The sequence below is a fragment of the Micromonospora wenchangensis genome (assembly GCF_002210435.1).
Classification (GTDB): domain Bacteria; phylum Actinomycetota; class Actinomycetes; order Mycobacteriales; family Micromonosporaceae; genus Micromonospora; species Micromonospora wenchangensis.
In genome coordinates this window covers 80,762-104,706 of record NZ_MZMV01000010.1, presented here as the reverse complement: position 1 = coordinate 104,706, position 23,945 = coordinate 80,762, and the positions used below count along the sequence as shown (strand labels likewise).

At 74.7% G+C, this 23,945-nt stretch carries 21 protein-coding genes; 7 read left to right on the top strand and 14 right to left on the bottom strand.

Annotated elements, in window-relative coordinates:
• Positions 1 to 16 precede the first annotated feature (16 nt).
• Positions 17 to 1,543 (bottom strand): FAD-dependent oxidoreductase, encoded by a 1,527-nt coding sequence (locus B5D80_RS08385; RefSeq protein WP_088643217.1) that lies wholly within the window; start codon positions 1,541 to 1,543, stop codon positions 17 to 19.
• A 58-nt stretch (positions 1,544 to 1,601) separates the two neighbouring features.
• Positions 1,602 to 2,120 (bottom strand): MSMEG_6728 family protein, encoded by a 519-nt coding sequence (locus B5D80_RS08380; RefSeq protein WP_088643216.1) that lies wholly within the window; start codon positions 2,118 to 2,120, stop codon positions 1,602 to 1,604.
• A gap of 121 nt (positions 2,121 to 2,241) precedes the next feature.
• Between B5D80_RS08380 and B5D80_RS08375 the strand changes: the two genes are divergently transcribed.
• Positions 2,242 to 4,035: a potassium channel protein gene (locus tag B5D80_RS08375; RefSeq protein ID WP_211291431.1), complete on the top strand. Its 1,794-nt coding sequence runs from the start codon at positions 2,242 to 2,244 to the stop codon at positions 4,033 to 4,035.
• Here the strand turns inward: B5D80_RS08375 and B5D80_RS08370 are convergent, their stop codons facing one another.
• Positions 4,036 to 5,268, bottom strand: coding sequence for an APC family permease (locus B5D80_RS08370; RefSeq protein ID WP_088643280.1), 1,233 nt, complete (start codon positions 5,266 to 5,268; stop codon positions 4,036 to 4,038).
• Between the two features lie 9 nt (positions 5,269 to 5,277).
• On the bottom strand, positions 5,278 to 6,090 hold the full coding sequence (locus B5D80_RS08365) for a phosphatase PAP2 family protein (RefSeq protein ID WP_088643215.1): 813 nt from the start codon (positions 6,088 to 6,090) through the stop codon (positions 5,278 to 5,280).
• A 111-nt stretch (positions 6,091 to 6,201) separates the two neighbouring features.
• Here B5D80_RS08365 and B5D80_RS08360 point away from each other — a divergent pair, with 111 nt between their 5' ends.
• Positions 6,202 to 7,410, top strand: coding sequence for a DUF4032 domain-containing protein (locus tag B5D80_RS08360; RefSeq protein WP_088643214.1), 1,209 nt, complete (start codon positions 6,202 to 6,204; stop codon positions 7,408 to 7,410).
• Between the two features lie 27 nt (positions 7,411 to 7,437).
• Here the strand turns inward: B5D80_RS08360 and nagA are convergent, their stop codons facing one another.
• Genes nagA through B5D80_RS08345 form a run of 3 tightly spaced genes read right to left on the bottom strand, consistent with a single transcriptional unit; the run spans position 7,438 to position 10,408 of the window.
• Positions 7,438 to 8,547, bottom strand: a complete 1,110-nt coding sequence (nagA, locus tag B5D80_RS08355; RefSeq protein WP_088643213.1) for an N-acetylglucosamine-6-phosphate deacetylase — start codon at positions 8,545 to 8,547, stop codon at positions 7,438 to 7,440.
• On the bottom strand, positions 8,544 to 9,482 hold the full coding sequence (locus B5D80_RS08350; RefSeq protein WP_088643212.1) for an ROK family protein: 939 nt from the start codon (positions 9,480 to 9,482) through the stop codon (positions 8,544 to 8,546). The genes nagA and B5D80_RS08350 overlap by 4 nt, the downstream gene beginning before the upstream one ends.
• Entirely contained in the window at positions 9,479 to 10,408 is a 930-nt protein-coding gene (locus B5D80_RS08345) for an SIS domain-containing protein (RefSeq protein WP_088643211.1), read from the bottom strand. The genes B5D80_RS08350 and B5D80_RS08345 overlap by 4 nt, the downstream gene beginning before the upstream one ends.
• Before the next feature lie 197 nt (positions 10,409 to 10,605).
• Here B5D80_RS08345 and B5D80_RS08340 point away from each other — a divergent pair, with 197 nt between their 5' ends.
• The 5 genes from B5D80_RS08340 to B5D80_RS08320 all read left to right on the top strand — a co-directional run bounded on the left by B5D80_RS08340 (position 10,606) and on the right by B5D80_RS08320 (position 14,761).
• A complete protein-coding gene (locus B5D80_RS08340) occupies positions 10,606 to 11,391 on the top strand; it encodes a DeoR/GlpR family DNA-binding transcription regulator (RefSeq protein WP_088643210.1) in 786 nt (261 codons plus the stop codon).
• A gap of 118 nt (positions 11,392 to 11,509) precedes the next feature.
• On the top strand, positions 11,510 to 12,520 hold the full coding sequence (locus B5D80_RS08335) for an ABC transporter ATP-binding protein (protein ID WP_088643209.1): 1,011 nt from the start codon (positions 11,510 to 11,512) through the stop codon (positions 12,518 to 12,520).
• Entirely contained in the window at positions 12,517 to 13,530 is a 1,014-nt protein-coding gene (locus B5D80_RS08330; protein WP_088643208.1) for an ABC transporter permease, read from the top strand. Before B5D80_RS08335 ends, B5D80_RS08330 begins: the two co-directional genes overlap by 4 nt.
• 159 nt (positions 13,531 to 13,689) lie before the next feature.
• Positions 13,690 to 14,115, top strand: coding sequence for a DUF3263 domain-containing protein (locus tag B5D80_RS08325; protein ID WP_342747089.1), 426 nt, complete (start codon positions 13,690 to 13,692; stop codon positions 14,113 to 14,115).
• Positions 14,116 to 14,248: 133 nt separating this feature from the next.
• Positions 14,249 to 14,761, top strand: a complete 513-nt coding sequence (locus tag B5D80_RS08320; protein WP_088643278.1) for a GNAT family N-acetyltransferase — start codon at positions 14,249 to 14,251, stop codon at positions 14,759 to 14,761.
• Positions 14,762 to 15,032: 271 nt separating this feature from the next.
• Here the strand turns inward: B5D80_RS08320 and B5D80_RS08315 are convergent, their stop codons facing one another.
• The 7 genes from B5D80_RS08315 to B5D80_RS08285 form a co-directional block, all read right to left on the bottom strand.
• A complete protein-coding gene (locus B5D80_RS08315; protein ID WP_088643207.1) occupies positions 15,033 to 17,309 on the bottom strand; it encodes an AAA family ATPase in 2,277 nt (758 codons plus the stop codon).
• A 109-nt stretch (positions 17,310 to 17,418) separates the two neighbouring features.
• Positions 17,419 to 18,075: a hypothetical protein gene (locus B5D80_RS08310; RefSeq protein ID WP_088643206.1), complete on the bottom strand. Its 657-nt coding sequence runs from the start codon at positions 18,073 to 18,075 to the stop codon at positions 17,419 to 17,421.
• A gap of 42 nt (positions 18,076 to 18,117) precedes the next feature.
• On the bottom strand, positions 18,118 to 18,873 hold the full coding sequence (locus B5D80_RS08305; protein ID WP_211291430.1) for a GTP-binding protein: 756 nt from the start codon (positions 18,871 to 18,873) through the stop codon (positions 18,118 to 18,120).
• Positions 18,851 to 19,318, bottom strand: a complete 468-nt coding sequence (locus B5D80_RS08300; protein ID WP_088643204.1) for a DUF742 domain-containing protein — start codon at positions 19,316 to 19,318, stop codon at positions 18,851 to 18,853. The genes B5D80_RS08305 and B5D80_RS08300 overlap by 23 nt, the downstream gene beginning before the upstream one ends.
• Entirely contained in the window at positions 19,315 to 19,785 is a 471-nt protein-coding gene (locus B5D80_RS08295; RefSeq protein ID WP_088643203.1) for a roadblock/LC7 domain-containing protein, read from the bottom strand. Before B5D80_RS08295 ends, B5D80_RS08300 begins: the two co-directional genes overlap by 4 nt.
• Positions 19,782 to 22,553 (bottom strand): sensor histidine kinase, encoded by a 2,772-nt coding sequence (locus B5D80_RS08290; RefSeq protein WP_088643202.1) that lies wholly within the window; start codon positions 22,551 to 22,553, stop codon positions 19,782 to 19,784. The genes B5D80_RS08295 and B5D80_RS08290 overlap by 4 nt, the downstream gene beginning before the upstream one ends.
• A complete protein-coding gene (locus B5D80_RS08285; RefSeq protein ID WP_088643201.1) occupies positions 22,540 to 23,724 on the bottom strand; it encodes a hypothetical protein in 1,185 nt (394 codons plus the stop codon). Before B5D80_RS08285 ends, B5D80_RS08290 begins: the two co-directional genes overlap by 14 nt.
• Between the last annotated feature and the right edge of the window lie 221 nt (positions 23,725 to 23,945).

Below are 23,945 nucleotides of genomic sequence, written 5' to 3'. Positions count from 1 at the left end.
CGGCCGGGCGGGCGGTTCACTTCCCGGCGAGCAGCCCCCGGGGGCGGATCGAACGGACCGGTTCGGTGGCCGCCCCCGCGGCCCGCAGGATGTGGTTGGCGGCGATGATCCCGGTCGCCGCCGACCGTTCCATCAACGCGCTGGGGAAGTCGGTGCCGATGCCGTCCCCGGCCAGGTAGAGCCCGTCGGCGTCGGTGCGTACCCCTGGGCGGCCGGCGTGGCTGCCCGGGGTGAACGCCGGGGCCTGCGCCTCGACCCGGGCGCGCAGCTCCCGCACCCCCAGCCCGGCGACCTCCGGCCAGAGCATGACCAGTTCGGTGCGCATCCGCTCGGCCAGTTCCTCCGCCGGCACCCCCTCGTCGCAGGCGTACGCGTGCAGCTCCACCACCGCGCCGCCGGTGCGCTGCGCCCACCGCCGGGACTCGTTCTCCAGCCGGTGGTAGAGGGTCACCGAGTCCAGGGTGGGCTGGCGGGACACCCCGCTGAACACCGCCCGGTCGGCCCGGACGTCCCCGTCGAGCCAGTACCGCGCCACCGCGTACGGCGGGCCGGGCCGACCGAACGCGGGCATCCGCGCCACCAGCTCGGGCGCCACCGCGACCAGGCCGGGGGAGGCGGCGACCAGCGCCGCCAGCGCGGGCGGGTCGACGGCCAGCACCACCTGCCCGGCGGGATGGACCGTGCCGTCGGCGGTGGTCACCCGCCAGCCGTCCGGCTCCCGGTCCAGTCGGGCGACCGCCGAGCCGGTGCGCACCCGGCCGCCGTGCTTCTCCAGGTAACGGGTCAGCGGCTGCCAGATCGCGGTGGCGTAGTCCTCGTCGGGGCAGTCGAACGCCAACCCCTCCGGGTTGCCCAGCAGGTAGAAGTGGAACTGGGCGATCATCTCGGCGGCCGACATCTCGGTCTCGTGGTTGAAGAACGAGTGCGAGAAGACCTCGAACAGCATCGCCCGCGCCCGGTCCGGCAGCTTCAGCGAGGCGAGCAGCGCGTCGGCGGTGGTGTCGTCGAACTCGGCGTACGTGCGCACCGGGTCGTAGCTGAGCAGCGGCAGCGCGGCGTCCCGGTCCATCGTGCGCAGGTCGGCCAGGCGCAGGCTGGGGCTGCGCAGCAGGAGCGCCAGCAGGTTGGCCGGCGGGGCCGGGGGCAGCCTGCCGAACTCCTCGGTGGGCCACTGCGCGGACAGGATCGGGTAGCCGGGGATCGGCTTGAGGAAACCGAGCGTCGGATCGACCCGCCGCAGGATCGACCGCCAGTTGTAGTACTGCCTGAAGAACGCGTGGAAGCCGTGCTCGTTGAGCTGGCTGCCGTCGGCGAGCGCCTCCGGCCACGCGCCGAGCCGGCCGCCGAGCGTCGGCGCGGCCTCCAACACCGTCACGTCCACCCCGCGTTCGGCGAGCACCACCGCCGCCGACATGCCGGCGATCCCGCCGCCCACCACCACGGCCGTGGTCGGCCGGGCCACCCGGGGAGCGCCACCCCCGCCCGGGTCCACCACGTGCTCGCGTACGCCGATGAGCCGGCCCAGCTTCTGCGACAGCGCCATGTGCACCTTCCGACCCGAGGGAACCCCAGTCTGCCCGACCAGGCCCGATCCGGCCCGGTCAGACCGGTGCGGTGCCGCCACCGGAGTCGTCGACCGGTCGGCCGGCGGCGAGCGGGGGACGGTCGGAGGGCGGCCAGACGTACTCCAGATCGGACGGTACGTCGCTGAACTGCGGGCGGTAGTGCTCCGGGTCCTTGCGCAGCAGCGCCGACCGGTGGCTGCGGTGCAGGTCGTCGCGGCCCAGCCAGGGCGGCAGCTCACCGGCGGCGGCCAGCTCGGCCTGGCTGCGTACCCGGCCGTGGCCCCGGGCGGTGGTCAGGTCGGTGACCAGGGTCGACGCGCAGGTGTCCGCCCGACCCGTCGCCGACCACACCGCGCACACGTCCAGCCCGTACCGGGTCAACGCCTCCTCGTAGCCGGCCCACATCTTCACCGCCGGGTGGTTGCGCCAGCCGTACCCCGGCCGGGTCAGCCCGCGCAGCACCTGGAGCGCCTCCACCCGCTGTTTGCCCAGCCGCCGCTGGTCGAGGGTCCGCGCGCTGGCCAGGAAGTCCGGGTACGGCAGGAACGTCTGCACGCCCGCTGCTCTACCCACCGCCACGCCCACCATGCCTGCCCGAGCACCGTGCCGTCCCCCCCGCTGCCCGGTGCGCTCACCAGGGCTGCGTCCCCGGCGACCGGCTGGCTACCATCCGGGCATGGCCGAACCCCTGCGGGACCGGGCCCGGCGCGCGACCGGCTGGCGGTTACGGATGAACGGCGACACCCGTCCGCACTACGTGGTCTGCGGCAGCGACCCGCTGGCGTACTGGGTGGTGCGGGCGCTGCTCGGCACCGACCTGGCGCACGGCCGGGTCCGGATCACCCTGGTGGTGCCGGAACGCCGCCGCTCCGAGGGCCCCGACGGGCGCGACGTCGACGGTGTCCAGGTGGTCCGGGCCGACCGGCTCGACGAGGCCACCTTCCGCCGGGCCGGCCTGGCCGGGGCGGACGGCCTGGCCCTGCTGCACCAGGACGACGTGGGCAACATGCAGGCTGCGCTCTGCGCGCAGGAGGTCGAACCCCGGCTGCGCCTGGTGGTCCGGATGTTCAACACCAGCCTCGCCAACGGCCTGCGGCAGCTCTTCCCCGACTCGGCGGTCCTCTCCGACGCCTCGATGGCCGCCCCGGCGTTCGTCGCCGCCGCCCTCGGCGAGGTGGCCCCGACCCACTTCCGGCACGGCGGTCGCACCCTCTACGTGGCCCGCCGTGCCGACGTCCGCCCCGCCGACGTGGTCTGCGGGCTGGCCGTCACCGCCGATCCGGAACTGGTCCGGGTGCTGCCCGCCGACGAGAAGGCCGCCGACGTGGTGCTCGCCGAGGCGACCGGCCAGCCCGCCGGCACCGAGCTGGCGGCCCGCCGGCTGGTCCGGGCCCGGCGTCGCCGGCGACCCCTGGCGGTGCTGCTGCGGGCGGTCCGCAGCTTCGCCACCCGCAAGATCGGTATCGCGGTGCTGACCCTGCTCGGGGTGATCGCCCTGCTCGGCTGGCTCAACGCCCGTGCGGTCGCGGTGAGCTGGACGGAGGCGCTCTACCTGACCCTGGTCACCACGCTCAGCGGCCAGGACCCGGACGTCACCAAACCGGCCGCCGCCCAGATCATGCAGGTGGTGCTCAACCTGGCCGGGCTGGCGCTGATCCCGCTGATCACCGCCGTGGTGGTCGACGGCATCGTCAACGCCCGGCTGGCCCTGCACGCCGGGCGCATCCAGCCGGAGCGCACCGGGCACGTGGTGGTCGTCGGACTGGGCAACATCGGCACCCGGGTGATGGCCCAACTGCACGACTTCGGCGTCGAGGTGGTGGCGATCGACCGCAGCGCGGAGGCGCGCGGCGCGGCGCTGGCCCGGCGGCTGGGCGTACCGCTGATCGTCGGGGACGCCGCCCGCGAGGAGACGCTGCGTTCGGCCTCGGTGGAACACTGCCAGGCGCTGGTGGTGGTCTCCACCGACGACGGGGTCAACCTGCGGGCCGCGCTGAACGGCCGGGCGCTCAACCCGGAGCTGCGGGTGGTGCTGCGGCTCTTCGACGGCGACTTCGCCGAACGTATCCAGCGGGCGTTCGGCATCGGCATCTCGCGCAGCGTGTCCTACCTGGCCGCGCCGTCCTTCGCCGCCGCGCTGCTGGACCGGGCGGTGATCGCCACCATCCCGGTCGACCGGCACGCCCTGCTGGTGGTGGAGGTGCCGGTGGCGGCCGGTGCGGCCCTGGACGGTCGCCCGCTCGGCGCGGTGGCCCGTCCCGGCGAGGTGCGCCTGCTGGCCCACTCCCGGCCCGGCCACAGGACCGACTGGCGGGCCGACCCCCGGATGGTGATCTCGGCGGGGGACCGGCTGACCGTGGTGGCCCGGCGGGCGGGGCTGAGCGCCCTGCTCCGCGAGACCACCCCGCCGCCACCACCGGCCACGCCTCCGCCCGCCGGGGTGCCGGCCTCCCGTGACCCGCAGGAGTGATCAGCGGGGTCGGACGGCGTACCAGAGCGCGCCGAGGGCGAGCACCCCGAAACCGGCGAGGACGCTCGCGGCCGGCAGGTTGACCGCGAGCAGCAGGCAGCCGACCAGCCCCGCCCCGGCGAGCGCCCGGGTGGGCAGCCGTCGGGTCGGGTCCGGGCCCAGGGTCCACGCGGCGGCGTTGGTGATCGCGTAGTAGACCAGCACCGTGCAACTGGAGAAGCCGATCGCGCCCCGGACGTCACCGAGCGCCACCACCGCGACCACCACGGCGGCCACCGTCAGCTCCGCGCGGTGCGGCACCCGGTGCACCGGGTGCACGGCGGCCAGCACCCCCGGCACGTCCCGGCGGCGGGCCATCGCCAGCAGGGTGCGGCCCACCCCGGCGAGCAGGGACAGCAGCACCCCGGTCACCGCCACCGTCGCCCCGGCCCGGACCACCCAGGCCAGGCCGGGCAGCCCCGCGACGGTCACCACGTCGGCCAGGGGCGCGACGGAGCCGGCCAGCCGGTCGGGGCCGAGCACGCCGACCGCGACCACCGCGAGGACCAGGTAGACCGCCAGCACCAGGCCGAGGGCCAGCGGCACCGCCCGGGGAATCGTCCGGGCCGGGTCACGGACCTCCTCGCCGAGGGTGGCGATCCGGGCGTACCCGGCGAAGGCGAAGAAGAGCAGGCCGGCGGCGGTCAGCACACCCCGGGCCGTACCGCCGCCCTCGGCGAGCCGGTCGAGCCGCACCTCCCCGCCGGCCAGGCCGGTCACCGCGACCAGGGCCAGCACCGCCAGCACCACGACCACCAGCACCTTCGTGGCGGCGACCGTGCGGGTGACGCCGCGCAGGTTCACCCCGGTCACCGCGAGCACCGCGCCGACCGCGACCAGCCGGGCCTGCCCCGGCCACAGGTAGGCCCCGATGGTCAGCGCCATCGCCGCGCAGCTCGCCGTCTTGCCGACCACGAAACCCCAGCCGGCGAGGAACCCGGCGAACGGGCCGAGGCGTTCCCGCCCGTAGACGTACGTGCCGCCGGACTCCGGGTAGCGGGCGGCCAGCCGGGCCGAGCTGGTCGCGTTGCAGTACGCGACGAACCCGGCCAGCGCCAGCGCCACCAGCAGCCCGGTGCCGCCGGCCGCCGCGGCGGCCGGGGCGAAGACCACGAACACGCCCGCGCCGAGCATCGCCCCCAACCCGACCACCACCGCATCGGGTACGCCCAACCGCCGGCTCAGTCGATCCACCACCGCAGGTTAGGGGGCGGAGGTGAACGGGTGGCCCCCGTCGGGCGACCGGCCCGGGTCGGCGGTGAACGGGCCGCCCCGGTCGCGCAGCCGGCGGGGCAGCGGCAGGTCGTCCCAGGGGACCCGGCGCAGCAGCCGGTCCAGCAGCAGCCCCAGCAGCAGCCCGGCCACCGAGTCGGTCAGCCAGTGCCAGCCCAGGTAGGTGGTGGTGCACAGGACCACCAGCGGCGGCACCACCCGCACGGCGGTGGCCAGCCGGGGCGGCATCCGCCGGCCGACGGTCCGCAGCAGCGGGACGAGCAGCAGGGCGAGCACGCCGTACCAGACGATCGCGTTGGCCACGTGCCCCGACGGGTACGACTGGGCGTAGCGGACCGGCAGCTCGTGCTGGAACAGCGGCAGGGTCTGCTCCGGCGACAGGAACGGCTCCTTCACGCTGGCGCTCGGGGCCGGGCGGGCCGTCCACACCTTGAGCGGCCCGATGGTCAGGTTGGTGAGCGCGAACGCGACCACCGGGGGCAGCACCGGGCGGACCGAACGGAGCCGGACGGCCAGCAGCACCCCCAGGGCGGTGGCGAGCAGCGTCAACGGGGTGCCCTGGCCGAGCAGGTTGAGCACCCGGGCGATCCAGTAGGCGGCGGTCGGCCGGTGCGCCCCGGCCCAGTCGGCGACCGCCCGGTCGACGCCGAACAGGTGGTCGGTGGCGAGCGCCCCGGTCAGCGCGACCAGGGCGGTGAGCAGCAGCAGGTCGTACCACCAGCCGGCCGGGCGGACCGGTCTGAGCCGTACCCCGCCGCGTACCGTCGTGGTTCGCTCCCGCACGCGATCACGCTACCGGCCGACGCGGTGGCCGGGGCGGCACGGCCCGGGGTCGATGTGTGCCCAACCACGAAGGGGGGCGTCGGACGGGGGACAGCCGGCACACTTGTCCCCGTGCGGATCACCTCGGCCCTCGTCGACCCGGCGCTGCTCGACCTTCCCTGGTCGACCCCGCTCACGCAGTGGCCCGCCCGGCACCTGGTGGCGCTGCCGCAGGGCATCTCCCGGCACATCGTCCGGTTCGTCCGCCTCGGCGACTACGTGTACGCGGTCAAGGAGACCGGGGAACGGGTCGCCGAACGCGAGTACGACCTGCTGCGGGCGCTGGAACGGATCGACTTTCCGTCGGTGGAGGCGATCGCCATCGTGGCCGACCGGCAGGCCGATGACGGCACCCCGCTGGACCCGGTGCTGATCACCAGGCACCTCCAGTTCTCGCTGCCCTACCGGGCGCTGTTCTCCCGCACGCTGCGCCCGGAGACGATGGGACGGCTGCTCGACGCCCTCGCCGTGCTGCTGGTGCGGATGCACCTGACCGGCTTCTTCTGGGGCGACTGCTCGCTGTCGAACACCCTGTTCCGGCGGGACGCCGGGGCGTTCGCCGCCTACCTGGTCGACGCCGAGACCGGCGCGCTGCACCGGTCGCTGTCCAACGGGCAGCGCGGTGAGGACCTGGAGATTGCCCGGGTCAACATCTTCGGTGAGGCGCTGGACCTCCAGGCCGCGGGGTTGCTGCACGAGTCGATCGACCCGGAGGTGGTCTGCGAGGAGGTCGTGCAGCGCTACGAACGGCTCTGGCACGAGATCACCTACGAGCAGCAGGTCGAGCGGGAGGCCCGGCACGACATCGAGCGCCGCATCCGCCGCCTCAACGAGCTCGGCTTCGACGTGGCCGAGGTGGCCCTGTCGACGGTCGACGACGGGCGGTACCTGGTCCGCCCGAAGGTCGTCGACGCCGGCTACCACACCCGGCGGCTGATCCGGCTCACCGGCCTGGACGCCGAGGAGAACCAGGCCCGCCGGCTGCTCAACGACCTGGACGCCTACCGGGTGGAGAGCGACCTGACCGACGAGCAGCAGGCGGCCCACCGCTGGCTGACCGAGGTCTTCGAGCCGGTCGTCCGGGCGGTCCCGGCGCACCTGCGGCACAAGCTGGAGCCGCAGGAGGTCTTCGCGCAGATCATCGAGCACAAGTGGCTGCTCTCCGAGCGGGCCGGCCGGGACGTGGGGATGGGGCCGGCGGTGCAGTCCTACCTGGCCGACGTGCTGGTGCACCGCCCCGACGAGCAGGCCGTCCTGGGCGTCGAGGTCCCCACCGCCTGACCCGCCCGCCCTCTCCTGCGGGCGGGGTCAGTCGAGCCAGGTGCCGGCGCGCATCACCCGGACCACGTTCAGCTCGTCGTCGAGCACCACCAGGTCCGCGCGGCGGCCCGGCTGGAGCGCGCCGACCCGGTCGCCGAGGCCGATGGCGCGGGCCGGGGTGGTGGCGACCATGCGTACCGCGTCGGTGATCGGGATGCCGGCGGTGACGGCGTGCCGCAGCGCCGCGTCCATGGTGAGGGTGCTGCCGGCGATCGCCCCGTCCCGGGCCAGCCGGGCCACCCCGTCGGCCACGGCGACCGGCTGGCCGCCCAGCTCGTACTCGCCGTCGGGCATCCCGGCGGCGGCCATCGCGTCGGTGACCAGGGCGATCCGCTCCGGGCCGGCCACGGTGGCGGCGAAGGTGAGCATCCCGTCGTGCAGGTGCACCCCGTCGGCGACCAGCTCGCAGACCACGTTCGGGGCCTCCAGCAGGGCCACCACCGGGCCCGGTTCGCGGTGGTGCAGCGGGCGCATCCCGTTGAACAGGTGGGTGCCGACGCTCGCCCCGGCCGAGACGGCGGCCCGGGTCTGCTCCCAGGTGGCGTCGGTGTGGCCGACGGCGGCGACCACCCCGTGCGAGGTGAGCAGCTTGATGGCGTCCAGCGCGCCGGGGCGCTCGGGGGCCAGGGTGACCATGCGGACCGCCCCGCCGCCGTCCGCGATGAGCCGGCCCAGCTCGTCGGTGGACGGGTCGCGGAGGAACTCCGGGTTCTGCGCGCCGCACCGGGCCGCCGACAGGTACGGCCCCTCGAAGTGGACGCCGGCCAGCACGCCCTCGTCGACCAGCGGCGCGAACGCGGCGGTCGCCGTGCGCATCAGCTCGAACGGGGAACTGACCAGGCTGGCCAGCAGGGTGGTGGTGCCGTGCCGCCTGTGGAATCCGGCTGCCTCGCGGGCGGCGTCGGCGTCGCCGGTGGTGAAGGTGTGCCCGCCCCCGCCGTGGGTGTGCATGTCCACGAACCCCGGCACGATCCAGTGCCCGTCGCGCTTGGCGGGGTACTCGGCGACGGCGGTGATCCGCTCGCCGTCCAGCTCCACGCACCCCTGCCGGATCACGCCGGTCGGGGTCACCACCTTGCCGGTCACCCGCTGGGTCATCGTCTCTCCAGACTGTCGAGGGCGAGCAGGGCGGCACCGAGGCAGCCGGCCTCGTCGCCGAGGGCCGCCGCGACCAGGCGCGGCTCCCGATGGAAGGTCATCCGTTCGCGCAGCGCCGCGCGGAGCGGGTCGAGCAGTTGCCCGCCGGCCCGGGCCAGGCCGCCGCCGATGACCATGGTGTCGACGTCGTAGAGCGCCTGCCCGGTGGCGAGCCCGTCGGCGAGGGCCTCGACGGCCTCCCGCCACACCCGCCCGGCCAGTTCCTCACCGGCCGCCGCCCGCCCGGCCACGTCCGCCGCGCTCGCCGCCGATCCGGCCAGTTCGGCGTAGCGGCGGGCCACGGCCGAGGCGGACGAGACGGCCTCCAGGCAGCCGGGCCGACCGCAGCCGCAGCGCGGGCCGTCAGGGCGTACCAGGATGTGGCCGATCTCGCCGGCCGCACCGTGCGCGCCGACGGCGGCCGAGCCGGCGACCACGTGCGCGGCGGCGATGCCGGTGCCGATCGCGACGAAGAGCACGTGCCGGGCGTCCCGGCCGGCACCGAGCCGGGCCTCGGCGATCCCGCCCACCCGCACGTCGTGGCCGAGCGCCGCCGGCAGCCCGAGCCGCGCCCCCACCAGCGTGCGCAGCGGTACGTCCCGGAAGCCGACGTTGGCCGACCAGACCGCCACCCCGGCGGCCTCGTCGACCACCCCGGGCACGGCGACGCCGCAGGCCACCGGGGTCGACCCGGCGGCGCGCGCCCGGTCGGCCAGTCCTTCGGCGACGGCGAGGACGGTCTCGACCACGGCGTCCGGCCCGCGCCCGGCGTCGGTCGGGTGCCGTTCGGCGTGCAGCACGCTGCCGTCCGGGCGGACCAGGGCGCACTTCATGCCGGTGCCGCCGACGTCCAACGCGACGACGACCCGGTCGTCGCCCGTCGGCCCGTCGGTCATGCCAGCACCACGGAGCGGGTCAGGTGCCGGGGCGCGTCCGGGTCCAGCCCCCGGCTGGTCGCCAGGGCCACCGCGAAGCGTTGGGCGAGGATCAGGTCGGCCATCGGGTCGACCGGGGTCCGGCCGGCCGCCCAACTGCCGAGCACGGTGTGGCAGCCGTGGTGCCGGCTGTGCACGAACGCCGCCCCGGTGGCCGCCACGTCCTCCGGCAGGCCGTCGGGCAGCTCCCCGAACGCCCAGACCAGCCGGCCGGGGCCGGCGATCGAGATGGGGCCGTGCCGGTAGTCCATCGCCGGGTACGCCTCGGCCCAGAAGGTGGCCGCCTCGCGGCACTTCAGCGCGGCCTCCTGGGCCAGCCCGACCGTCCAGCCGCGACCGAGGAAGGTGGCCTGGTCGATACGGGCCGGGTCGAGCGGCAGCGGGGCGCGGACGGCGACCTCGGCGTCGGCGGCCAGCGCCTCGACGTTGTCGCCGAGGTGGGCGCGCAGCAGCGCCAGGGCGGTGGTGGCGAACCGGGTCTGCACCACCGAACGCTCGTCGGCGAAGGGCATCGGCACGGCCGTGTCGGCCAGCGTGACGGCGGGCGAGCCGGGGTCGCCGACCAGGACGGTGGTGGGGGTCCGGCCGCGCAGCGCGGCGAGCAGGTCGAGCACCTCGGTGGTGGTGCCGGAGCGGGTGACCGCGATCAGCCGGTCGTAGCGGCGGTCGGCGGGGAACTCGCTGGCCTGGAAGGCGTCGGTCTCGCCGTGGCCGGCCCGCTCGCGCAGCCCGGCGTAGGCCATGGCCATGAACCACGACGTGCCGCAGCCGACGACGGCGACCCGCTCGCCGGGGTGCGGGAGTGCGTCGGTGACGGTGCCGGCCAGCCGGGCCGCCGCCCGCCAGCAGTCGGGCTGGCTGGCGATCTCCGCGTCGACGTACGCCATGGGGAACTCCTCGCACAGGGGAGGGAGGTGCGCAATACGGCTCATTACCACCGTCTTTCGCGCGTTATTCTGCGCGAAACGAGGTGCGCGTGGCAACCTGCCTCCGGATCGCGCAGTCGGGGGTTTTGCGCACCAGGAGTTTCGCGCACTACTGTGCACGCATTCGATCACCCTTCGTGCAGAGTCGGAGGCCCCCCGTGGACCGGTACGCCAGGTGGAACGCTCTGCTCGAAATGCTCACCGACAGTGGTCGGGTCAGCGTCGAGGAGGCCGCCGGGCGGCTGGACGTCTCCCAGGCGACCATCCGGCGCGACTTCGACCAGCTCGCCCAGCAGCAGATGATCACCCGGACCCGGGGCGGCGCGGTCGCCAACGGCGTCTCCTACGACCTGCCGCTGCGCTACAAGACGGCCAAGCACTCGGCCGAGAAGCAGCGGATCGGCGCCGCCGCCGCCGCGCTCGTCGCGCCCGGCACCGTGGTCGGCCTCAACGGCGGCACCACCAGCACCGAGGTGGCCCGCGCCCTGGCCGTCCGCCCCGACCTGAACACCAGCGCCGAGGGTGCCCAGCTCACCGTGGTCACCAATGCCCTGAACATCGCCAACGAACTGCTGGTCCGTTCCCGGATGAAGGTGGTGGTCGCCGGGGGCGTGGTGCGGCCGAAGTCGTTCGAGCTGGTCGGGCCGCTGGGCGGGGCGCTGCTGCGCGAGGTCACCCTCGACGTCGCCCTGTTGGGCGTGGACGCGCTCGATCCCCAGTTGGGTGCCGCCGCCCACCACGAGGGGGAGGCGGCGATGAACAACCTGATGGTGGCGCGGGCCAAGCGGGTCGTGATCATCGCGGACTCGTCCAAGCTGGGCGGTCACGCGTTCGCCCGGATCTGCCCGGTGGAACGGGTGGAGACCCTGGTGACCGACTCCGGGGCGGCCCCGGAACTGGTCGATGCGTTCCGCGCCGCCGGAGTGACCGTCATCTGCGCCTGAGTGGCCCGCCGGTGCACCGTCGGTAGTAATCGAGCGTCGATGCATACCGGGTATTGCCCTGCCGGGTATACCGAGTATGGTGACCGCTGTCATCAGCCACCATCGGGGGAGGCGCAGCTTGTCGGCTGTCCTGGAGATCGAAGGTCTACGTAAGACGTACAAGAGCCGCCGGCGCGGGGTCCGCAACGCGCTGGACGGCTTCGACATGCGGGTGGAGGCCGGTCAGGTGCACGGCTTCCTCGGCCCCAACGGGTCGGGCAAGACCACCACCCTGCGTACCCTGCTCGGGCTGATCCAGCCCGACGGTGGGCGGATGGCCATCCTCGGTCACGAGGTGCCCGGCGCACTGCCCGCCGTCGCCGGCCAGGTCGGCGCGATCGTGGAGAGCCCGCAGTTCTTCCCGCACTTCTCCGCCCGGGACACCCTGTCCCTGCTCGCCGGGGCCGGCGACGTCCCCGCCGTACGGGTCGACGAGGTGCTCGAACTCGTCGGGCTGCGCGACCGCGCCGGCGAGCGGGTCAAGACGTACTCGCTCGGCATGAAGCAGCGGCTCGCCGTCGCGTCCGCCCTGCTCAAGAACCCCAAGCTGCTGATCCTCGACGAGCCGGCCAACGGCCTCGACCCGGGCGGCATCCGGGAGATGCGCACCCTGATGCGCAACCTCGCCGAATCCGGGATGACCGTGGTGCTCTCCAGCCACATCCTCGGCGAGATCCAACTCATCTGCGACGAGGTCACCATCATCTCGCTGGGCCGCCGGGTCGCCGCCGGCCCGGTGGAGCAGGTGCTGGCCCAGCACTCGCACGGCGGCGTACGGGTGCGGCTGGACGCCGCCGAGGACCTCGCCGCCGCCGCCGAACTGCTCGACCGGGCCGGCGTCGCGGTCACCCGCCACCCGGACCACCTGATGCTGGCCGGCGTGGACAAGCCGGCCACGGTCAGCCGGCTGCTCGCCGAACAACACCTGTACGTCAGCGAACTGGCCCCGGTCTCGGTGGACCTGGAGAGCGTCTTCCTGGAGATCACCGCCACCGCTCCGGTCCCCGGTCAACACCGCCAGGTCGACCAGTCCGCCAAGATCGGCGAGCCGGGCCACACCGCCGGCACCACGGGAGGGTGGGGCGCATGAGCCTGTACGTCACCGAACTGCGTCGGCTGGCCAAGCGCCGGCTCACCCGGGTCATGCTGATCCTGCTCGTCGTCGGGCTGGCCGGCATCGTCACCGCCTTCGCCTTCTCCAGCCACAAACTCTCGCCTGCCGTGATCGCCCAGGCACAGGCGGAGTCGGACGCGAACTTCCGCGACGCCCTCCGGGAGTGGGAGCGTTCGATCGTCGAGTGCGACGCGGCCAAGGCGCGCGGCGAGCAGACCGACGAGCGGTACGGCCCGAACTGCGGCCGGGACTGGAAGCCCACCGCCGACATGTTCGACCCGAAGTGGAACCTGCCCTACCAGTTCGACTTCCGGGCCGAGTTCGGCGACTTCATCGCCGTCTTCGCCGGGGCGGTGGCACTGTTCGGCTTCCTGGTCGGCGCCTCGTTCGTGGGTGCCGAGTGGAGCACCGGCGGGATGATGAACCTGCTGCTGTGGCGGCCGAAACGGCTCACCGTGCTCGGTACCAAACTGGCCGCGGTGCTCACCACGCTGACCGGGGTGACCGTGGTGCTCGGGGCGCTGTGGACCCTGGCCTTCTGGCTGATCGCCAACTTCCGGGGGACCACCGCGAAGGTCACCTCCGGGGTGTGGCAGTCCGCCGGGATCAGCGGCCTGCGGGCGCTGGCGATGATCCTCGCCGCCGGCGCGGTGGCCTTCGCCCTGGCGTCCCTGGGCCGGCACACGGCGATGGCGCTCGGGGTGGCCGTGGGGGCCGGGGTGGTCAGCGAGATCGGCATCCGGATCGCCACGACGATCGCCGGGGTCCGGTTCGGTGACCGGTGGGTGCTGTCCACCTACGCGCTGGCCTGGTTCCAGAAGCAGTGGACGCTCGTCGACTACCGCTCCTGCGACTTCGTCCAGGGCCAGTGCACGCCCAAGGAGATGCTGGTGACCTGGCAGGACTCGGCACTGGTGTTCGGCATCGGCACCGTCGTGGTGCTGGTCGCCACGTTCTGGATGATGCGCCGGCGGGACATCACCTGATCCGGGTGCCGCCCGGTGCGGGCGGTACCCGGCCGTTACGGGCCCGGCTCGACAGGTGGTCGAGCCGGGCCCGTCCGTCGTCCGGAAGCGTCGCCCACCCTGGTTAAGCTGGGCTTCCCCGGCCGGCCCGCCCGGTCGTCCACCCTGCCGAGGAGCGCCGTGCCGCCGCCCACCGACGCCATGCCGCCCGCCGACCCCACACCGCCCACCGACGCCCGGTCCGCCCCGCCCCCGGTGCCCGCACCCCGACCGGCCCCCGAGGGCGACCTCCCCGCACCCCGACCGGCCCCCGACGCCGACGTGCCGTCCCCCCGATCCGGGTCGGAGGCCGGTGCGCGGGCGGCGGCCGGCGGCGATGCGCTGACCGAGCGGGAGCTGTCGATCCTCGCCTTCGAACAGCAGTGGTGGCGGCACGCCGGGGCCAAGGAACAGGCCATCCGGGACACCTTCGGGCTGTCCGCGACCCGCTACTACCAGTTGCTCAACGCCCTGCTGGACCGCCCCGCCGCGCTCGCCGCCGAGCCGCTGCTGATCGGCCGGCTCCGCCGGCTGCGCGCCTCCCGCGCCCGCAACCGCCGCCGCTGAGCCCCGCCCGCGCTGACAGCGGAGCGTGAGGTTCCCCGCTCCGATGGGACGACCGGCCGAGACCTGCGACCAGACCGCCAGTCACCGGCCAAAGGGGTGGACGGGGGCCGGTGCGGCCGGCAGACTGCGGCACGTGGCAGGCACGGTACGGCTGGAACCGGTGGACGAGGCGAACCTGGAATCGTTGCTCTCCGTAGCGGCGGCCGAGGCGGAGCCGAGTGACGTCATGCCCCCGGTCGACGCCCCTGCCGGCTGGTCGCTCGCCCGTCGGGACGCGTTCCGGGACTTCCACCGGGCCAGCTTCGGCGGGCTGGACGGCCCGACCCGCACCCTGATGTTCGCCGTGTGTGCCGGCGGCGAGGTGGTCGGCATGATCCGGATGACCCGCTGCGACGCTCCCGGCGTGGTCGAGACCGGGATGTGGCTCGGCAGGTCGGCCCGGGGCCAGGGGCTCGGCGCGGCGGCCCTGCGGCAACTGCTCAACGCCGCGGCGGCGGCCGGCATGCACTCCGTCGTCTCCGAGACCACCCCGGACAACCTGGGGGCCGTCGCGGTGCTGCGCAACTGCGGCGCCAAGCTCCGCGAGGACGACGACAAGGTGTACGCGGAGATCTCACTCGACGCGACGCCCCCCGCCGACGGCTGATCCCGCCGACGGCTGGCCCGGCCGAGGGCTGACCCCGCCGACGGCCCGCGCGGGCGGCGTGTCGCCGACGGTCGCGGTTCCCACGGTGAGCGATATGACTACCAGTCATATTTATGCCGCTCAGGCATATCGCTCACCGGCACATCCATCCGCCCCGACGACACGCCCGCACTGGCCGACCTACCCGGCACGGCCGAATGCCGCCCGGCACCGCCGAATGCCGCCCGGCACCGCCGGTCCGCGCAGCACCCCACGGGCGACACCAGCAGGATCAGCCTGCGTGCTTGTCGGCGTAGGCGGCCAGCCAGGCGACCTGCTCCGGGTCCAGGGAGGGGCGGACGCGGTCCCGGGCGGTGGCGACGTGCGCGGCGGTGACCGTGGCGGCCGACAGCGACTCCCGCATCGCGGCCAGCGCCGCCTCCCGCACCAGCGCCGCACAGTCCGCCGCCGAGAAGCCGGTCAACTCCTCGCCGAGCGCCGCCAGGTCGACGTCCTCGGCGAGCGGCACAGCGCGGGACGCGGCCCGCAGGATCTCCGCGCGGGCCGGGCCGTCCGGCGGCGGCACGTACACCAGCCGTTCCAGCCGGCCGGGGCGCAGCAGGGCCGGGTCGACCAGGTCCGGGCGGTTGGTCGCCCCGATCACCACCACGTTGCGCAGCGCCTCCACCCCGTCCAGCTCGGTCAGCAGGGCGGCCACCACCCGGTCGGTCGTACCGCCGTCGGTGGCCTGGCCGCGCACCGGGGCCAGCGCGTCCATCTCGTCGAGGAAGACCAGCGTCGGCGCGGCCTCGCGGGCCCGGCGGAACAGCTCCCGCACGGCCCGCTCGCTCTCGCCCACCCACTTGGACAGCAGCTCGGCACCCTTCACCGACAGCACGTTCGCCCGTCCGGTCCCGGCCAGGGCGGTCACCAGGTAGGTCTTGCCGCACCCGGGCGGCCCGTAGAGCAGCACCCCCCGGGGCGGCTGCACCCCCAGCCGGGCGAAGGTGTCCGGGTAGGTCAGCGGCCAGAGCACCGACTCGGTGAGGGTCTGCTTCACCTCGCCGAGACCACCGACGTCGTCCAGGGTGACCGTCGCCAGCTCCAGCGTGGACGCCGCCATGGTGGTCGGCCGGACCACCTCCAGCGCCGCCGTGAAGTCGGCCATCGCCACCGTCGGCGTCTGCGCCGTCTTCTGCCGCAGCGCCGCCCGCACCCCGGCCTCGCGGACCAGCGCGGCCAGGTCGGCGGCGACGAACCCGGGGGTACGCCCGGCCACCTCGTCGAGCCGGACGTCCTCGGCCAGCGGCACCTGCCGGGTCAACACGGTCAACTGTTCCCGGCGCAACGCCGGATCGGGCAGCGGCACCGAGATCCGCAGCGACAGCAGATCCGGCGCGCGCAACCCCGGATCGACCGACTCCGGCCGCGACGTGGTGCACACCACCGCCGTGCCCGACCGGACGGCACCGGCGAGCACCTGCCGGAACACGGTGGCCAGCGGCCCGGCGTCCTCCGCCGGGGCCAGCGCCTCCACGTCGGTGACCAGCAGCACGGCCGGCCCGCCCGAGGCCAGCTCGGTGGCGGTCTCGCGCAGCCGGCGGGCCGCCGCGTCGTTGGTCAGCGCGGCGAGTTCCGGTGCCCACAGCGGGCGTACCCGGGCACCCACCGCCTTCGCCACCGCCCGCACCAGCGCCGACTTGCCCGAGCCGGCCGGCCCGCTGAGCAGCACACCGAGCGAGACCGTGGTGCCCAGCCGTCCCAGCACCTCGCGGTGGTGGAAGCCGAGGTCCAACAGTTCGGTCAGCTCCTCGGCCTGCGCCCGCAGGCCGGGCAGCTCGTCCACGTGCGGCACGTCGTCGTCGTGCCCGGTCCCGCCGGCCTCCCCGCCCGTCGCGCTGCCGGTCGGGGCCGTCGTGCTGCCGGCCGGAGCCGCCCCGGTCCGGCCGGTCGGAACCCGCCCGGGGTCGGCCGGGCCGGACGAACCGTGGGTGACCTGGCCGTGTTCCCAACCGACCACGGTGTCCATGGTGACCAGGCCACCGGTCTGCGGATCGGCGGCGACCACGGTCAACAGGGTGCTCGTCCAGGCGTACCCGACGGTGTTGGCGAGGCTGCGGCGGGCGGCCTCGACCAGACCGCGAACCGAGGCGTCGGGGAGCACGTCCTGGGGGAGCAGCGAGACGTTGTCGCCCTCGCTGACGACCTTGCCGAGCAGGGCGAGCCGGAGCATCTCCGGGGACACCGCAGCGAGCACCGACACCGGGCCGGCCAGGGTCACCCGACGGGCCGGGGTCACCGGGGCGGGACCGACGGTCACCTGACCGCCGTCGCGCAGCCCGAGGTTGCCCAGCGTCAGGTCGTCGGCGTAGAGCAGGGCGGCGCTGGCGGTCGGCTCGGCGGGCGCGACGATCCCGGCAGTGACCCGCCTGCCGGCCAGCCGTACCGGGTCCCCCGGGCGCAGGGCCAGGGCGGTGAGTACCTCCGGGTGCAGCCGGACGATGCCACGTCGGGCGTCCAGCGCGGCCGGGCGCAGGCTGGCGGTCAGGGTCAGATCCGGTGCGGGCATCGCCCGACAGTAGCCGCCCGCCGCCGCCGACGCCCGTGGTCAGCCGGTACGACCGCCCAGGCCAGCGCCCGGTCGGCCCGGACCCGGGGTGCCGCGCCCGGTCGTACCGTCAGGTGTCGTTGTCGAGCAGGGTCGGGTCCCGCCGGATCATCTCGGCGAGCCGGGCGGCCGGATCGACACCAGGCACCTCCCGGGCCGGGGTCCACGCCGGTGGCGTCCGGTCGGCCAGCGGCCAGGCCGGTGGCGGGGAGGCCGGGGGGTCGACACCCGCCCGCGCCCCGACCTCGGGCCGCTCGTTGCGTACCCCGTTCTCCGGCCGGTCGGTGCGCGCCCCGACGCCCGGCCGCTCGTTGCGGGCCGCGGGCTGCGCCTGTTCGATCCGCAGCGGGTACGTGCGTCCCGCGTACTCGACCCGCAGCACCACGGTCAGCCCGGGACGGGTGGCCACCACCCGGCGGACCGCCTCGGCCACCTCCTCCACCGGGTCGCCGCCGGGGGCGGGGCCCGGCCCGGCCCACCCGGGCCCGGTGCGGGCCAGTTCGGCAGCCGCCGTCGCGGCAGGTCCCGGCCCGGGACGTGCCGGCTCGGTCGCGGCCGACCCGGGGTGGGCCGAGTCGACACCGGCCGGGGCGGTGGTCGCGCGGCCGGTGGCCTCGAAGGCCAGGGTCGACCCGCCGTCGTCGGTCTCCGGATCGGCCGACCGGCGGCGACGGGCCTCCTCACGGCGGGCCAGCCGGGCCAGTGTCTCGTCCAGGCCACCCCTCATCACGTCCCCCTCTCCGATGGAAACGACCGGGCGTCGGTTCGGTCAGGCGCCCTTCTCCCGAACCGCCCGGTCCAGCGCCCGGTCCAGGACGACCAGCAGGGCGTCCCGCACCGACAGCCGTTCCCGGGCGTCGAACTGCACCAGCGGCACGTGGTCGCCGATCGCCAGCGCCCACCGGATCGCCCCCAGCTCGTGGGTCAGCCGGCCGTCGAAGGTGTTCACCCCGACCACGAAGGGCAGACCGGCCCGCTCGAAGAAGTCGATCGCCGGGTAGCAGTCGTCCAGCCGGGAGCTGTCCACCACCACCAACGCGCCGAGCGCGCCCCGCGCCAGGTCGTCCCACATGAAACCGAACCGGTCCTGGCCGGGCGTGCCGAACAGGTAGAGCTTCAGGCTCCGGTCGATGGTCACGCAGCCGAAGTCCATCGCCACCGTGGTGGTGGTCTTCCCGCTGCGGGCCCCCGGGTCGTCCACCCCGATCCCGGCGCTGGTCATCTCGGCCTCGGTGGTCAGCGGGGCGATCTCGGAGATGGCACCGACCGTGGTCGTCTTGCCCACCCCGAACCCCCCGGCGATGAGCAGCTTGACCGGGATCGGCGGCGCGGCCGGCGGCCCGGTCCGGGTGTCCTCCGTCGGTGTCGCCGACGCCGCCGGTGGTCGGTACGCCGGTGGTGCGCTCGGGTGCTGCGGTGCCGGGGGAGGACCGCCCACGGGCTGTCCGTAACGGGCGGAGGCACTGTTCGCGGCGAGCCCGCCGAGCGGGGCGACCGGCCATTCAGGAGATCGCACGGAGTCCATCAATCACTCGCAGGATGAGGTCGGGGTCAAATGCGTCGTCGACGGCGCCGACGTGCACGTCGAGATGGCCGGCGGCCCGCAGGTCACCGACCAGCACCCGGGTCACGCCGAGCTGCAGCCGCATCCGGGCGGAGATCTCCGCCACCGAGATGGGCTCACCACACAGGGCGACGATCGCCTGCAGCTCGGGGGCCAGCAGGGCCGCCACGGCGGCGGCCCGGCCCGGCCCGGACCGGGCGGTGACCTGGGTCTCCAGGCCGATCGCCGGGTCCGCGCCGGCCACCCGTCCGGCGGTCAGCACGAACGGGCGGGGGCTGGCGGGGCGGTCGGTCTCCGGCTCGGGGACGGGCGTCGGTGTCGGGTCGCCCACCGGGGTCCGCAGGTAGGGGCGGACCCGGACCATCGGTTCGGGTTCCGGTTCCTCGCCAGCGGCGTCCCGGGTCATTGCTGAACGGCGTTCTTCAGCTCGGCGATGAGTCTCGGTGTCAGCGCGCCGCCGGCCCGGCCGGCGAAGAGTGTCATCTCGTACGCGACGGTGCCCAGGTTGGCCGACCGGTCGGCGATCACGCCGAGCACGGAACCGCTGCTGATCGCCGTGATCAGCAGGTAGCCGTCGGCCATGTCCACGATCACCCGGTTGAGCCCGCCGAGGGCGTACCAGCTGGCGGCACCGCCGGCCAGGCTGGTCATGCCCGAGACGACGGCGGCGAGGCGTTCCGCGTTGGACCGGTCCTTGATCGACGACATGGCCATCAGCAGCCCGTCGGAGGAGACCGCGATGGCCTCCAGGACGCCGGCGGTGCTGGAGGTGAACGAGTCCAACAGCCAGTTGAACGTGCGCGCCTCCGGGCTGAGGTCCCCGGCCGAATGGTTCTGGTAGTCGACGTTCTCGTGTACGTGCGGGCTGGTCACCGTGTCGTTCCTTCTTCAGTGCGGTGGTCGGTGCGGACTTCGCGCAGAGCCCGGGCGACGCCCGTCTCGAACGCGTTGATGAGATCGCGGACCTCGCCCGGATCTCCCGGATTCTCACTCGGCGCTTGCCGGGGCGGTGAGACGGTCAGGTTGGCACCCGGGATCCGCCGGGTCAGCCGGGGCACCGCCGGTGCGGCGGGGGGCCGGTCGGCAGCGGGCGGGGCGGTCGGCCCGGCCTGTTCGGCCCGGTGCACCCCGGACTGGAACTGCTCGACCAGGGCCCGCGCGGCCTCCGGATCGGCCCGGCTGCCGTCCACCGGCCCGACGACCGGTGCGGTGCGGGGCAGGCTGGCACCGGGGACCCGCTGCCGGATGCCCGGCAGCGGGGCCGGCCGGTCCGCCGTGGGCGTCGTGGGCTGCCCCACGGTGGGGAGCAGGACGGCCTGCGGGACCGTCGGGCGCGGCGAGTCGGCCACCGGGGTCACCGTGGCGGTGCCCCGGGCCGGCAGCACCGTCGTGGTCCCGACCGGGTCGCCGCCGACAGGAAGGCCCGGTTCCGGGTCGGTGCCGGTGCCCGGCTCCGCGTCGGCCGGCGCGGTGCCGAACGCGTCCCAGGGGCCGGTGGCCGCCATGCTCCTGGTCGCCTTGCTGAGTAGCGTCGGGTCGAACCCGGGCAGCGCCGTGGCGTCGACCACCGGCCGGGTCGACGCGGCGTCGACAGTGTGCCGGGCGGGACCGGCGTCGAGCACGACCGGCGTGCGGCCGGTCCGCAGGGGGCCGTCGGTGCCGGGCCCGGTGACCGGGCCGGTCGGTCCGGGCCGTTCCCGCGACGGCAGTCCGGCCGGCGGGATCGTCACGGGGCGGTCCCGCGACGGCAGCGCGACCCGGCTGACGGGTTCCCCGGTACGCCCGGCCGTGGGGCGCGCCAGGGCGGAGCCGGGGAGCACCAGGCTGGCGGTCACCCCGCCGCCCGGGGTCGCGGCGAGTTCCACGGTCCAGCCGTGCCGGCGGGCGAGCCGACCCACCACGAAGAGTCCCAGCACCTCGGACGGGGCCAGGTCCAGCCGCTCCCGGCGGGTGAACCGGGCGTTCTCCTCGGCGAGCCGCTGCTCGCTCATCCCGATGCCCTGGTCGATGACGGCCAGCCGGGCGCCGTCGTCGGTCGTCTCGGCGGTGACCACGACCCGGGTGTGCGGCGGGGAGAACACGGTGGCGTTCTCCATCAGCTCGGCCAGCGTCAGCACCAGGTCACCGACGATCGCCGGTGCGGCGACCACCTCCGGCGGGACCTGCACGTCCACCCGGGTGTAGTCCTCGATCTCACCGAGGGCCAACCGGACCACGTCGGCGACCGGGACCGGTGCGACGTGCGCGTCGTCGCCCGTCGCGCCGGAGAGCACCACCAGGCTGCCCGCGTTGCGGCGCAACCGGCTGGAGATGTGGTCGAGCCGGTACAGGTGCTCCAGCCGCCCCGGCTCGGTCTCCTGCTGCTCCAGCCGGTCGATCAGGGCGATCTGCCGGCCGACCAGGTTCTGGGTACGCCGCCCGACGTGGCCGAACATCTGGGCCACGTTGCGTCGGCTCGCCACCTGCCGTTCCACCAGCCGGGCGGCGGTGTTCTGCACCCGCTCGAAGGCGCGGGCCAGGTCGCCGATCTCGTCCCGGGCCCCCACGTCGACCGGGTCGAGGCGTACCGGTGGGGTGGTCTCGGATTCGTCGTCGGCGACCCGGACCAGTTCGGACTCGGCGACCCGGGCGACCCGGTCGGCGGAGCGGGTCAGCCGGGTGAGCGGTCGGGCCACCGCCCGGCCGACCGCCATGGTGAGCAGGATGACCGCGATCAGGATGGTCACGATCAGCAGGGTCACCCAGTACGCCCCGGCGAGCGCCACCTGCCGGTCGGCGCGTACCTCGGCGGTGACGTCGGCGGCCAGTTTCTTCTCGACGAACTGGCCGAGCGTGATCATCGAGCCGACGGTGGGGAAGAGGGTCGCCACGTCCAGCGCGCCGATGGCGGTGGCCGGGTCGACGGCGCTCTGGTCGATGAAGTTCGGCCCGGTGCGGTTGGCGACCGCGATCTCCTCCAGGGTGAGCAGGTCGAGCTGCTCGGGGGTGACCAGGGCCTGGAGCCGGGCGCTCTCGTCTTGGAGGACGGCGAAGTTGGCCACGTAGGCGGTGACGGTCTGGGCGTTGGGCCGGGCGGCGACCAGCACGATCAGGGTGGCCCCGGCGCTGAGGCTCTCGCCGGTGCGCAGCAGGCCGTCCAGGGCCAGCACCTGTCGTCCGGCCGGGGTACGGGTGTCCGCGTTGAGCCGCAGCCGCAGCGAGTCGATCAGGGCGGTGTTCACCGGCCCGTACCCGGCCATGAGCTGGTCGGGGCCGGTCTGCCCGGCGACCGCCGCCGTCCGCAGGGCGGCGAGCTGGCGTACCCCGTCGAGGGCGGTGTCGACCTCGGCGGGCAGGTCGTCGCCGAGGTCGGTGCGCAGGTCGGCGACCCGGTCGTCCACCTCGGCGATCTTCTGCACGAGGTCGGTGCGCTGCACCTGCCCGAGCAGCAGGCCGACGGCGAGCAGGCGTTCCTGCTGGAGGTGTTGCAGGATCGTGCCGACCCGGCTGGCGATCCGGACCCGGTCGGCGATGTCGCCGGCCCGCTGGGCCTCGGAGGCCCGCTCCCAGACCACCGGCACGGTGAGCCCGGCCATGCAGAGCAGCGGGACCACCACCAGCAGGGCCAGCTTGCCCCGGATTCGCAGCCTACCGAGCAGCATCGAAGGGCCTCCACCGGTCGGGTTCGGTGCCCCGGCCGGCCGGCTGGAGCACCGGTCCGGTGGGCAGGCGGCCGGGCGGCGTCGGCGGGTCCCACGGGGCGGGCCCGGTCGCGTCGGCCGGCTCGACGGCCGGGGTGTCGCGGCCGGTCGGGCGGTCGCCGCGGCGGCGGGTGAGCCAACCGCTCGCGCCGAGCGCCACCAGGAGCAGTCCGGCCACCCCACCTGCGGCGAGGATCAGCAGGGCGTCGCGGTCGAGCTGGTCGATGCGCTGCCGCAGCAGCCGGTCGATCTCGTCGAGCAGGACCGGCTGGAGTTCCCGGGCGGCGGTCTGCGCCTGGGTCCGGGCGGCGGCGAGTTTCGCCACGTCCAGCTCCTGGGTCCGGCCCCGGGGCTGGGACAGCGCCCCCAGGGCCTCGACGGCCCGCTGGTACTTGTCGAACGGGGTGAGCACGTCGGCGCCGATGTCGGCGCTCTCCGAGGTGTCGACCACCGTCTGAAGGTCGTTGACCAGGTCACCTGCCGGTTGCAGGGCGGCGAACCGGAGGGTGGCCAGTTCACCCACGGTGCGGGCCTGGTCGGCGGCGGGGCGTCGCTGCGCCAGTACGGCCAGGTCGACGAGGCGTCCGGCGGCGACCGTCGCCTCCGGCATCTCCTCACCGACGCCGTCCTGGAGGAAGTACGAGTCGGAACCGGGGTCGCGGATCAGGCCGGAGGTTTCGCGGATTTTGCCGTGCAGGGCGAGCAGCAGGTCGGTGACCTCGCCGTACGCGGTGAAGGCGGTTTCCGGGTCGGTGAGCGACCGGCTGGGCAGGCCCTCCAGTTTCGCGCGTAGGCCGGCCCACCGTTCGGTGCTGCGCAGTTCGCCGCCGACCCGGGCGTCGACCGCCGCGGCCTCCTCCACCGCCCGGTCCAGGGCGTCGCGGGGCACCGGTCGGCCGGCGACGGCGGCGGTCTGCGCGTCGACCAGCGCCTCGGTGACCGGGCCGAGGGCGCGCAGGTACTCGACGCCGAGCCGTTCCCGTTCGGCCAGTTCGCGGTCGGTGTCCACGAGCCGGTAGCCCTGTACGACGAGGAACGCCACCGGCAGCAGTAGCGCGGTGGCGAGTAGCAGCGGCAACAGGCGGCCCGGTGTCCTGGGCCGTCGACGGACCCGCGAGGCGGGAACGGTCATGGTTGTCTCCTCCGGCGGCGGCGCAGGGGTTCGGGATGGCGTGACACTTCGGTCCCGTGCGTCGGACCGAGAACCTAATCGACGGGTGATCCCTGGCCGGAGGTCTACGCGGGTCAGTTTTGCGTCACTTCGAGTGATGTGACGCAAGATTGACCTGCTCGTGACGCTGCGTACTGTTGTCACGGTGACATGCTCGTTTCCATAGCTATATAGCGGCTTAC

Excerpts from the sequence above, each read along its gene's own strand:
- B5D80_RS08305 (WP_211291430.1), bottom strand. The coding sequence starts at position 18,873 with ATGGACTCCGTGCGATCTCCTGAATGGCCGGTCGCCCCGCTCGGCGGG.
- B5D80_RS08315 (WP_088643207.1), bottom strand. The coding sequence starts at position 17,309 with ATGCCCGCACCGGATCTGACCCTGACCGCCAGCCTGCGCCCGGCCGCG.
- B5D80_RS08300 (WP_088643204.1), bottom strand. The coding sequence starts at position 19,318 with ATGACCCGGGACGCCGCTGGCGAGGAACCGGAACCCGAACCGATGGTC.
- B5D80_RS08310 (WP_088643206.1), bottom strand. The coding sequence starts at position 18,075 with ATGAGGGGTGGCCTGGACGAGACACTGGCCCGGCTGGCCCGCCGTGAG.
- B5D80_RS08345 (WP_088643211.1), bottom strand. The coding sequence starts at position 10,408 with ATGGCGTACGTCGACGCGGAGATCGCCAGCCAGCCCGACTGCTGGCGG.
- B5D80_RS08375 (WP_211291431.1), top strand. The coding sequence starts at position 2,242 with ATGGCCGAACCCCTGCGGGACCGGGCCCGGCGCGCGACCGGCTGGCGG.
- B5D80_RS08350 (WP_088643212.1), bottom strand. The coding sequence starts at position 9,482 with ATGACCGACGGGCCGACGGGCGACGACCGGGTCGTCGTCGCGTTGGAC.
- B5D80_RS08330 (WP_088643208.1), top strand. The coding sequence starts at position 12,517 with ATGAGCCTGTACGTCACCGAACTGCGTCGGCTGGCCAAGCGCCGGCTC.
- nagA (WP_088643213.1), bottom strand. The coding sequence starts at position 8,547 with ATGACCCAGCGGGTGACCGGCAAGGTGGTGACCCCGACCGGCGTGATC.
- B5D80_RS08290 (WP_088643202.1), bottom strand. The coding sequence starts at position 22,553 with ATGCTGCTCGGTAGGCTGCGAATCCGGGGCAAGCTGGCCCTGCTGGTG.
- B5D80_RS08285 (WP_088643201.1), bottom strand. The coding sequence starts at position 23,724 with ATGACCGTTCCCGCCTCGCGGGTCCGTCGACGGCCCAGGACACCGGGC.
- B5D80_RS08385 (WP_088643217.1), bottom strand. The coding sequence starts at position 1,543 with ATGGCGCTGTCGCAGAAGCTGGGCCGGCTCATCGGCGTACGCGAGCAC.